We start from the raw sequence: 8,891 nt of genomic DNA, 5'->3' as shown, positions 1-8,891 counted from the left end.
TTGGCAGCCAGCACCGTGGTGATGGCAGCCGTCAGGGTCGTCTTGCCGTGGTCCACGTGACCAATGGTGCCCACGTTCACGTGCGGCTTGGTCCGCTCAAATTTCTCTTTTGCCATTGCAAATACCTCTGTTGAAAGAACAAAACCCGTGTGTGTTTAAGGTTTCCAGCACTGGTTGGCCACGGGCAGCCCACCAACCGCTTGCGCGGCGCCAAAGACCATGAAAAAGAAGTCCTGCGCAGCGCGGGCTGCACAGGACCGGGGATCACTTGGCGCGGGCAGCCACGATGGCTTCGGCCACGTTGCGGGGAGCTTCAGCGTAGTGCTTGAACTCCATCGTGTAGGTGGCGCGGCCTTGCGTTGCAGAGCGCAGCGAGGTCGAGTAGCCGAACATTTCAGACAGGGGCACTTCGGCTTTGATGGCCTTGCCGCCGCCGACCATGTCGTCCATGCCCTGCACCATGCCGCGACGGCTGGACAGGTCGCCCATCACCGTACCGGCGTAGTCTTCCGGCGTTTCCACTTCCACGGCCATCATGGGTTCCAGGATGACGGGCTGGGCCTTGCGGCAGCCCTCCTTGAAACCGAAGATGGCGGCCATCTTGAAGGCCAGTTCGTTCGAGTCCACATCGTGGTACGAACCGAAGTGCAGCGTGACCTTGACGTCCACCACCGGATAACCGGCCAACACGCCTTGACCCAGGGCTTCGTTGATGCCCTTTTCCACGGCGGGAATGAATTCGCGCGGCACCACACCGCCCTTGATGGCGTCGACGAACTCGAAACCCTTGCCAGCTTCTTGCGGCTCGATCTTCAGCACGACGTGGCCGTACTGACCCTTACCACCGGACTGGCGCACGAACTTGCCTTCGGCTTCTTCCACGGTGCCGCGAATGGTGTCGCGGTAGGCCACCTGGGGCTTGCCGACGTTGGCTTCCACACCGAATTCGCGCTTCATGCGGTCAACGATGATTTCCAGGTGCAGCTCGCCCATGCCGGCGATGATGGTCTGACCCGATTCTTCGTCGGTGCGTACGCGGAACGACGGATCTTCAGCGGCCAGGCGGTTCAGGGCGATGCCCATCTTTTCCTGATCGGTCTTGGTCTTGGGTTCGACAGCCTGGGCAATCACCGGCTCCGGGAACACCATGCGTTCCAGGGTGATGATGGCGGACGGATCGCAAAGGGTTTCACCCGTGGTCACTTCCTTCAAGCCCACGCAGGCGGAGATGTCGCCTGCGCGGATTTCTTCCACTTCCTGGCGGTTGTTGGCGTGCATCTGCACGATACGGCCGATGCGCTCCTTCTTGTTCTTGACCGCGTTGTAAACGGTGTCGCCCTTCTTGAGCACGCCCGAGTACACACGCACGAAAGTCAACTGACCCACGAACGGGTCGGTCATGAGCTTGAACGCCAGGGCGGACAGCTTTTCTTCGTCGTCGGCCTTGCGGCTGGTCGGCTGTTCGTCTTCATCGGTGCCGCCGACCGGGGGAATGTCCACCGGCGAGGGCAGCAGTTCGACCACGGCGTCCAGCATGCGCTGCACACCCTTATTCTTGAAGGCGGTACCGCACAGCATCGGCTGGATTTCGCAAGCCAGCGTGCGGGCGCGCAGGCCAGCGGTGATTTCGGCTTCGGACAGGTCACCTTCTTCCAGGTACTTGTTCATCAGCTCTTCAGAGGCTTCGGCCGCGGCTTCCACCATCTTCTCGCGCCATTCCTTGGCCTGCTCGACGAGGTTGGCGGGGATCTCTTCGAAGGTGAACTTCATGCCCTGGGACGCTTCGTCCCAGATGATGGCCTTCATCTTGCGCAGGTCGACCACGCCGGTGAAGTTGTCTTCAGCGCCGATGGGGATCACGATGGCCACGGGGTTGGCCTTCAGGCGCAGGCGCATCTGATCGTAGACCTTGAAGAAGTTGGCACCGGTGCGGTCCATCTTGTTCACAAAGGCCAGACGCGGCACCTTGTACTTGTTGGCCTGGCGCCAGACGGTTTCCGACTGGGGCTGCACGCCGCCCACGGCACAGTACACCATGCAGGCGCCGTCCAGCACGCGCATGGAACGCTCCACCTCGATGGTGAAGTCCACGTGGCCGGGGGTGTCGATGATGTTGAAACGGTGCTCGGGGAACGACATGTCCATGCCCTTCCAGAAGCAGGTCGTGGCAGCGGAGGTGATCGTGATGCCACGCTCCTGCTCCTGCTCCATCCAGTCCATGGTGGCGGCGCCGTCGTGCACTTCACCGATCTTGTGGTTCACACCCGTGTAGAACAGGATGCGCTCGGTCGTGGTGGTCTTGCCGGCGTCGATGTGCGCCGAAATACCGATGTTGCGGTAACGCTCAAGAGGCGTGTTGCGTGCCATGAAAATTCTCCAAAATTAAGTACCAAAGCCCGCGGCCCTCATGGGGCCCGCGGGCTTGCTTCTGAATGAGATGACGGGCCCTCGGAGAGCCCGATACATCAGAAGCGGAAGTGGCTGAAGGCCTTGTTGGCTTCGGCCATGCGGTGCACTTCGTCACGCTTCTTCATGGCACCGCCACGGCCTTCGGTGGCTTCCACCAGCTCGTTGGCCAGGCGCATGGCCATGGACTTCTCGCTGCGCTTGCGGGCAGCCTCCTTGATCCAGCGCATCGACAGCGCCAGACGACGGACAGGGCGCACTTCAACGGGGACCTGGTAGTTGGCACCACCCACGCGGCGGGACTTGACTTCCACCATGGGCTTGACGTTGTTGATGGCGATGGAGAAGAGCTCCACAGGGTCTTTGCCTGTTTTCTTTTCCATGGTGTCCAGAGCACCGTAGATGATGCGTTCTGCGACCGCTTTTTTGCCGCCTTCCATGATCACGTTCATGAATTTGGACAGCTCGACGTTGCCGAACTTGGGATCCGGCAGGATTTCACGTTTAGGGACTTCGCGACGACGTGGCATGTTTCACCTCAAATTTGCTTCAGTTGGCGTCTTTTCAGACACCGCGAGAACCCAGCAAGGCTCTCACTTACTCGACCCGACGCCGACATGGCGCTTTGGGGTCACTTCGTTTGGCGCGGCTTGCCGGCCAGCCAAACACCGAAAAACCAGAATTACTTGGCCTTGGGCTTCTTCGCACCGTACTTGGAGCGAGACTGCTTGCGGTCTTTCACGCCTTGCAGGTCCAGCGAACCGCGCACGATGTGGTAACGCACACCAGGCAAGTCCTTGACACGACCGCCGCGAACCAGCACCACGCTGTGTTCCTGCAGGTTGTGACCTTCACCGCCGATGTAGGAGATGACCTCAAAACCGTTGGTCAGGCGCACCTTGGCGACCTTACGCAGAGCGGAGTTGGGCTTCTTGGGGGTCGTGGTGTACACACGGGTGCACACGCCACGGCGCTGCGGCGAATTTTCCATGGCCGGGCTCTTGGATTTGGTCTTTTCGACCTCCCGGCCGTGGCGCACGAGTTGGTTGATGGTTGGCATTGAAAACGTACCTAAACGTTTGAAAAAAGCGAAGACGAAAACCCCTCGGAAAATTCCGAAGAGCCTTCGACTATATCACGCGGTCTGTTTTTCGCCAAACCAGGCGCTGGCCGGCTGGCGGACCCCGCCGCACAAGCGATGCAGGATCACTGAATCCAGAGACGCAACGCGTCCCAGGCACGGCCCAGCAGGCCGCTTTCTTCCACGGTTTCCAGCACCGTCAGCGGCACCTCGGCCACCAGTGCCCCGTTGGACTGCGAAACGCGCAGCGTGCCCACCGCCTGACCACGCAGCAGCGGCGCGACCAGCGGGTCGGGGCGGGCGACCTCGGTTTTGAGCTTGCCACCTTCACCCGCCGGAACGGCCACGACCACACCGTCGGGGCGGCCGAGCTTGACGGTGGCGGCCTGCCCCTTCCAGACCCGCGGGCTGGCCACCGGCTGGCCCGCAGCCACCAGTCGCACCGCATCGAATGCGGTGTAGCCCCAGTTCAGCAACTTCTGGCTCTCGGCCGCACGGGCGTTCTCGCTGGCCGCACCCAACACCACGCTCAGCAAGCGGCGCTGGCCTTGGGCACCAGTTCCCAGCGCAGGCACCGCGCGGCGCGCCGTGGCCACCAGGCAGTAGCCCGCCGCATCGGTGTGACCGGTCTTGAGGCCGTCCACACTCGGATCGCGGAACAGGAGCAGGTTGCGGTTGGTGTCGTTGGCCGCCGGCGTGCCCGGGTAGCGGTAGTGCTGGATCGCGTAGTAACCGACGTATTCGGGGAAGTCGCGCATCAGGCGCGTGGCCAGCGTGGCCAGGTCACGCGCAGTGGTCATATGCCCCGCCACCGTCAAACCTTCGGGGTTCTTGAAGCTGCTGGACTTCATGCCCAGCGCCTTGGCCTGATCGTTCATCATCTGCACGAACCGCTCTGCCGAGCCGCCCACGCCCTCGGCCAGCGCCATGGTGGCGTCGTTGCCGGACTGCACGATCATGCCCTTGATCAAGTCTTCGAGCGGCACCTGCATCTTGGGATCGATGAACATGCGCGAGCCCGGCATCTTCCACGCGCGCTCGCTCACCGGGAAGGTCTGCGTCAGGCTGATCTTGCCGGCCTTGAGCGCGTCGAACACGATGTAGGCGGTCATCAGCTTGGTCAGCGATGCGGGCTCGACCGGTTTGTCGGCGTCCTTGGCGGCCAGCACCTGACCGGCGGTCACGTCCACCAACAGGTAGGCACGGGCAGCGATTTCGGGGGGCTGCGGCGCCTGCGCCGACGCAGAAAAGGCCGCCACAGCGGCCCACACACACATCCATCGAGAAAACCAACGACGCAAAGACATCTAGACCCTGACAAAGAGAAGAAAAACCGCGACGCCCTAATGCGCGCAGATGACGCAAAACCAGTTCCCGCAGCAACGGCAGCTGGCCATGAAAGAAATGTCCGCCACCGGGCACCACCAGCACCGGCAGGTTCTGGGGACGCGCCCAGTCCATCACCGACGCCAGCGGCACGGTGTCGTCCAGCTCGCCGTGGATGACCAGGCTGCGCAGGTGAAGTTCCGGCGGCACGGCCGCCACGGAAAAACGGCTGGCCGCCGTGCCCACCAGCACCAGTCGCTGAACGTCGCGCTGGGGCTGCAACTGGGCGGCGGCGTGGCTGGTGACAAAAGCCCCGAACGAAAAACCGGACAGGCACAGCGGCCCATCGGGCGCCTGGGCGCGCACGACCGACAGCAGGTCGTCCAGCTCGCCGCGCCCTTCGTCGTAGACGCCTTCGCTGCGTCCCACACCGCGAAAGTTGAAGCGCACAGCCGTCCAGCCCGCCAGCACGAAGGCGCGCGCCAGCGTCTGCACCACCTTGTTGGTCAGCGTGCCGCCGTGCAGGGGATGGGGGTGCGCGATCACCGCCACGCCCAACGGCGCGCCTTCCGGCCGGTCGATGGCGACCTCGATCTGTCCAGCAGGGCCGTCTTGCAGCAGAAATGCGGTCTGGGCGTTCATGGGCGCGCTCCGGGCTGGGCCGCCCTCGGCGGCCGGGGAGGGGGTGGGCGCACTCAGCGCCCGACGTCGGACGGGGTCTGCAGGCGCTGCACCACCACACCATCGCGCAGATGGGAGGTGACGATTTCGTCGATGTCGCTCGCGTCGACGAAGCTGTACCAGACCGCCTCGGGGTAGACGACCGCGATCGGCCCGCCCGCGCAACGGTCCAGACAGCCCGCCTTGTTCACGCGCACCTTGCCCGGCCCGGCCAGCCCCAGCGCCTTGACCTGCGACTTGCAGCGGTCAAACGCTTCTTGCGCCTGGTGTTGCGCGCAGCAGGCATCGCCGTTGTCGCGCTGGTTCAGGCAAAAGAAGATGTGACGCTCGTAATAAGAATTGTTGTCAGCCATGGCGGGATTTTAGTCGGCGCGCCCGGGTGGCCGGGCCAGCGCACGCACGCACAGCCAGAGCGCCGCGAACGGCCACGCCCAGCCCAGCCACTGGGACAACCCATGGAAACGAATGAACTGCCCCTGCTCCCACACCTGCAGCGACTGCGCAAAGTACGGGCTGACCGGCGCCCGGTTCAGCAGACTCAGCGACACTGCCAGGCTCAGCAGCAGGCCCACATGGCACAGCCTGACCGGCAGCGTCAAACACAGCAGGCCCAGCAGCAGCGCCAGCCCCATGCCGACCCCGGCCTGCGGCGTGATCCAGGACCATGCGTGCGACGGCCCGTAAGTGAGTGCTGACGAAAGCCCCGACACGCCCAGGGCGCAGGCAAACAACATCACCAGGAAAACACCGCGGCGCCCCACCGAACGCAAGTCAGCGTACCCCATGAGCAAGGGTGCCAGCAGCCCCAGCGCGATGCAAAACGCCTCGGCCAGGGGGCTGAGTGGCAGCGCCTCGTCGGCCCGCAGCGGCACCCAGGCCAGAAAGGGCGTATCGGCCAGCAACCGCACCAGCCCAGCCTCCAGCCGCTCCCACACCTGCCCCAGTCCGAACGGCACCGAAGCCGGGTACAGCAGAGCAGCCGGCCAGAGCGCCAGCAACACCAGACCGCCATGGGCCTGCGGAAAGAACCAGTCGGCACGGAATTGGCTCCAGCGCCGCAAAGCCCCCAAACGCTGCAGCACCCAGGCAGCGCTGGCCCCCACCAGGGCGCCAGCGGCATTGAGCCCCAGGTCCACGTTGGACGGCACGCGCATGGGCAGGTAGTTCTGCACGGTTTCGACCAGCAGCGTCAGCAGCAGCGACCACAGCACCGCCAACGGCCACGACCAGGCGCCCCAACCGGCGCGCATCATGCCCAGCGCCAGCAAAAAACCGAGCGGCATGTAGCCCACCAGGTTGGACCACAGGTCGAAGCCCGTCCAGTACTGGGGCCAAGGGGCCCACAAAAAGGCCAGAGGAGAAACACCCTGTGCTCGCCAGCCCTCGAAGGGGTACAGGCTGGCGTAGAGCACCAGCCCGGTGAAGATCAGCGCCAGTGTCCAGGCCGACGAGCGCGCTTGCACAGCCGCTTGCACCCCGTCAGAAAGGCTTGACCACCACCAGCGCCACCACGATCACCATCATGACCACAGGCGCTTCGTTGAACCAGCGGTACCAGACGTGGTTGCGGCGGTTCTGGCCGTTGCGGAATTTGCGCAGCATCGTCCAGCAGGCGTGGTGATAGCCCAGCAGCAAAACGACGAACAACAGTTTGGCGTGCATCCAGCCGTTGCCCGGCCCCATGCCAATGCCGTAGCCCAGCCAGAGCCACAAACCCAGCGCCAACGCCGGCACGGCCAGCAGCGTCATGAAGCGAAACAATTTGCCCGCCATGAGCATCAGGCGCTCGCGCTCGGCCACGCTCTCGGGTGGCACCATGGCGAGGTTCACAAAAATGCGTGGCAAGTAGAACAGGCCAGCGAACCAGCTGTCGATGAACACGATGTGGAAAGTTTTGACCCAAAGCATGGCGGCAGTGTAGTGCCCAGGGTCGCCGCCTGGCCGAGCAGGCCGGCACTGGCGCTGCGCGCAGACGAAAAAAAACCCGACCCACAAGGGCCGGGTGGATAAGCCTTTTTGCTGTCACACACTAAGGCACCCGCTCAGGGAGGAAAAGCGGGGGACTTGCCTTTCGGTTCGTCCGGTATGAATGTTACAACATAATTCAGCGGGCTTCCAAGCAAAACCTGTCAGATCTGACAGGGGTCGCCCCACATCTCGGCTATTTGAACGATAGCGAATACCAAGGTCTTACATCATCTTGGCCAGCTCGAACATCACGGCCGTCCCCAGGGCTTCCCGGATGTTGCCGCGCCCGACCTTGGCCATGGAAAACTCCCCGAAGCCGGACATGTCGAACGAGCTGTCGTCCGGGGAGATTTCCACGAAGGGGAACTCGAACACCTCGCGCAGCAGGTCGTGCCGGAAGGACTCGAAGGCGTCGTCCTTGATTTCGGAATCGACCACGATCAGGTTGGGCATGCGGCTCTTGATCGCCTCACGCGCCTGGTTGAAGTCCACCACACTGTCGGACGAGATGCCGATCTCGCGCAGCGCGTCGCGCACATCGGCCCGGATCTGCAGGCTCGGCGAGATGGTCAGCACGTAGGTGCCGGAAAGCGACTTGAACATGGAGGACTGCTCGTCCGAAAGGTCCACCGCCGAAATGCCGTCCACCGCCTGCACAGTGCGGGTGAACAGGGCGGTGAATCCCACCCCTTCTTGGTCCATCTCGCGGTCGATCTCGATGCCACCAGCCGTCAGGGCGATCTGGCGGATCAGTATCCAGCTGAGGTTGTCGGGACTGGCGGCGCTGGAGGGCGGCACGCCGTCGTTGGACACGCGCACCTGCAGGCGCGCGTGCTGCGGCCAGGCGTTGAGGTCCATGCGCACATCCACCCGGTTGCCAAACGGCAGACCCCAGTCAAGCACGGCGTTGACGAAGGTATGGGCCACCGTGGGGTCGATCAGCACCTCGACCGGTTTGAGTTTGCGGCGCAGCGCGATGCCCAGCAGTCCCAGTTCCTGTTTGCGCTCCTGCAGCACGCCTTCCACCAGCACTGCCATGTCCACCTTCTCGTGGGTCTGGCGGATGCGACCGCTGTAGAAGCGGGTGACCTGCTGGGCACCGACGCCGGCCAGCTTGATGCGCTCGGCCGGGATACTCAATGTGCGGTGTTCTGCCTTGCTGATGCGGCCACGGGCCAGGAGCTGGTCGATCTGCTGCTGCAGCGCGCTGACACCCTCGGTGATCTGGTCGGCCAGCCCGGAGATCAGGCTGGGCCAGTGGTCGTCCAGCGACCACGCATCGGTCTCGCTGCTTCCTCCCGATTTGGCAGACCCCGATGGTCCCGCGTTGATTTTTCTGTTTGGCGGCATGAAAGGCTTCTGGTGAGATGTCGACGACCTGACGCATCCCTGCGGGAAAAGACGGGCCAGCCTGCTGCCGGGTGGGCCT

General features: G+C 63.6%; 9 protein-coding genes and 1 pseudogene. All 10 read right to left on the bottom strand.

What is annotated here, in order from left to right:
* The coding region (locus ACR2JA_RS11195; protein ID WP_409641244.1) for a GTP-binding protein at positions 1 to 116 on the bottom strand (116 nt) is incomplete at its 3' end.
* A 148-nt stretch (positions 117 to 264) separates the two neighbouring features.
* Complete coding sequence (gene fusA, locus ACR2JA_RS11190; RefSeq protein WP_434009157.1) at positions 265 to 2,367, bottom strand: elongation factor G; 2,103 nt, start codon at positions 2,365 to 2,367, stop codon at positions 265 to 267.
* A gap of 98 nt (positions 2,368 to 2,465) precedes the next feature.
* A complete protein-coding gene (gene rpsG / locus ACR2JA_RS11185) occupies positions 2,466 to 2,936 on the bottom strand; it encodes a 30S ribosomal protein S7 (protein WP_434009156.1) in 471 nt (156 codons plus the stop codon).
* Between the two features lie 152 nt (positions 2,937 to 3,088).
* Complete coding sequence (gene rpsL / locus ACR2JA_RS11180) at positions 3,089 to 3,466, bottom strand: 30S ribosomal protein S12 (RefSeq protein ID WP_056266875.1); 378 nt, start codon at positions 3,464 to 3,466, stop codon at positions 3,089 to 3,091.
* A 146-nt stretch (positions 3,467 to 3,612) separates the two neighbouring features.
* A complete protein-coding gene (locus ACR2JA_RS11175) occupies positions 3,613 to 4,764 on the bottom strand; it encodes a D-alanyl-D-alanine carboxypeptidase family protein (RefSeq protein ID WP_434009155.1) in 1,152 nt (383 codons plus the stop codon).
* Positions 4,765 to 4,834: 70 nt separating this feature from the next.
* A pseudogene (locus ACR2JA_RS11170) lies at positions 4,835 to 5,455 on the bottom strand (alpha/beta hydrolase); the annotation flags it as partial.
* A gap of 53 nt (positions 5,456 to 5,508) precedes the next feature.
* Positions 5,509 to 5,847 (bottom strand): (2Fe-2S) ferredoxin domain-containing protein, encoded by a 339-nt coding sequence (locus ACR2JA_RS11165; protein ID WP_434009154.1) that lies wholly within the window; start codon positions 5,845 to 5,847, stop codon positions 5,509 to 5,511.
* A 9-nt stretch (positions 5,848 to 5,856) separates the two neighbouring features.
* Entirely contained in the window at positions 5,857 to 6,969 is a 1,113-nt protein-coding gene (locus tag ACR2JA_RS11160) for a VanZ family protein (RefSeq protein ID WP_434009153.1), read from the bottom strand.
* Positions 6,970 to 6,973: 4 nt separating this feature from the next.
* Positions 6,974 to 7,402 carry a CopD family protein gene (locus ACR2JA_RS11155; protein ID WP_434009152.1) on the bottom strand — a complete coding sequence of 143 codons (429 nt, stop codon included), beginning with the start codon at positions 7,400 to 7,402 and terminating at the stop codon, positions 6,974 to 6,976.
* Between the two features lie 282 nt (positions 7,403 to 7,684).
* On the bottom strand, positions 7,685 to 8,812 hold the full coding sequence (locus tag ACR2JA_RS11150) for a hypothetical protein (RefSeq protein ID WP_434009151.1): 1,128 nt from the start codon (positions 8,810 to 8,812) through the stop codon (positions 7,685 to 7,687).
* Positions 8,813 to 8,891 lie beyond the last annotated feature (79 nt).

Source organism: Hydrogenophaga sp. (assembly GCF_051007235.1).
In the GTDB taxonomy this organism is placed as follows: Bacteria; Pseudomonadota; Gammaproteobacteria; order Burkholderiales; family Burkholderiaceae_C; genus Hydrogenophaga.
Note: the sequence above shows the minus strand (reverse complement) of the source record. Positions and strands in the feature narration are given on the sequence as shown.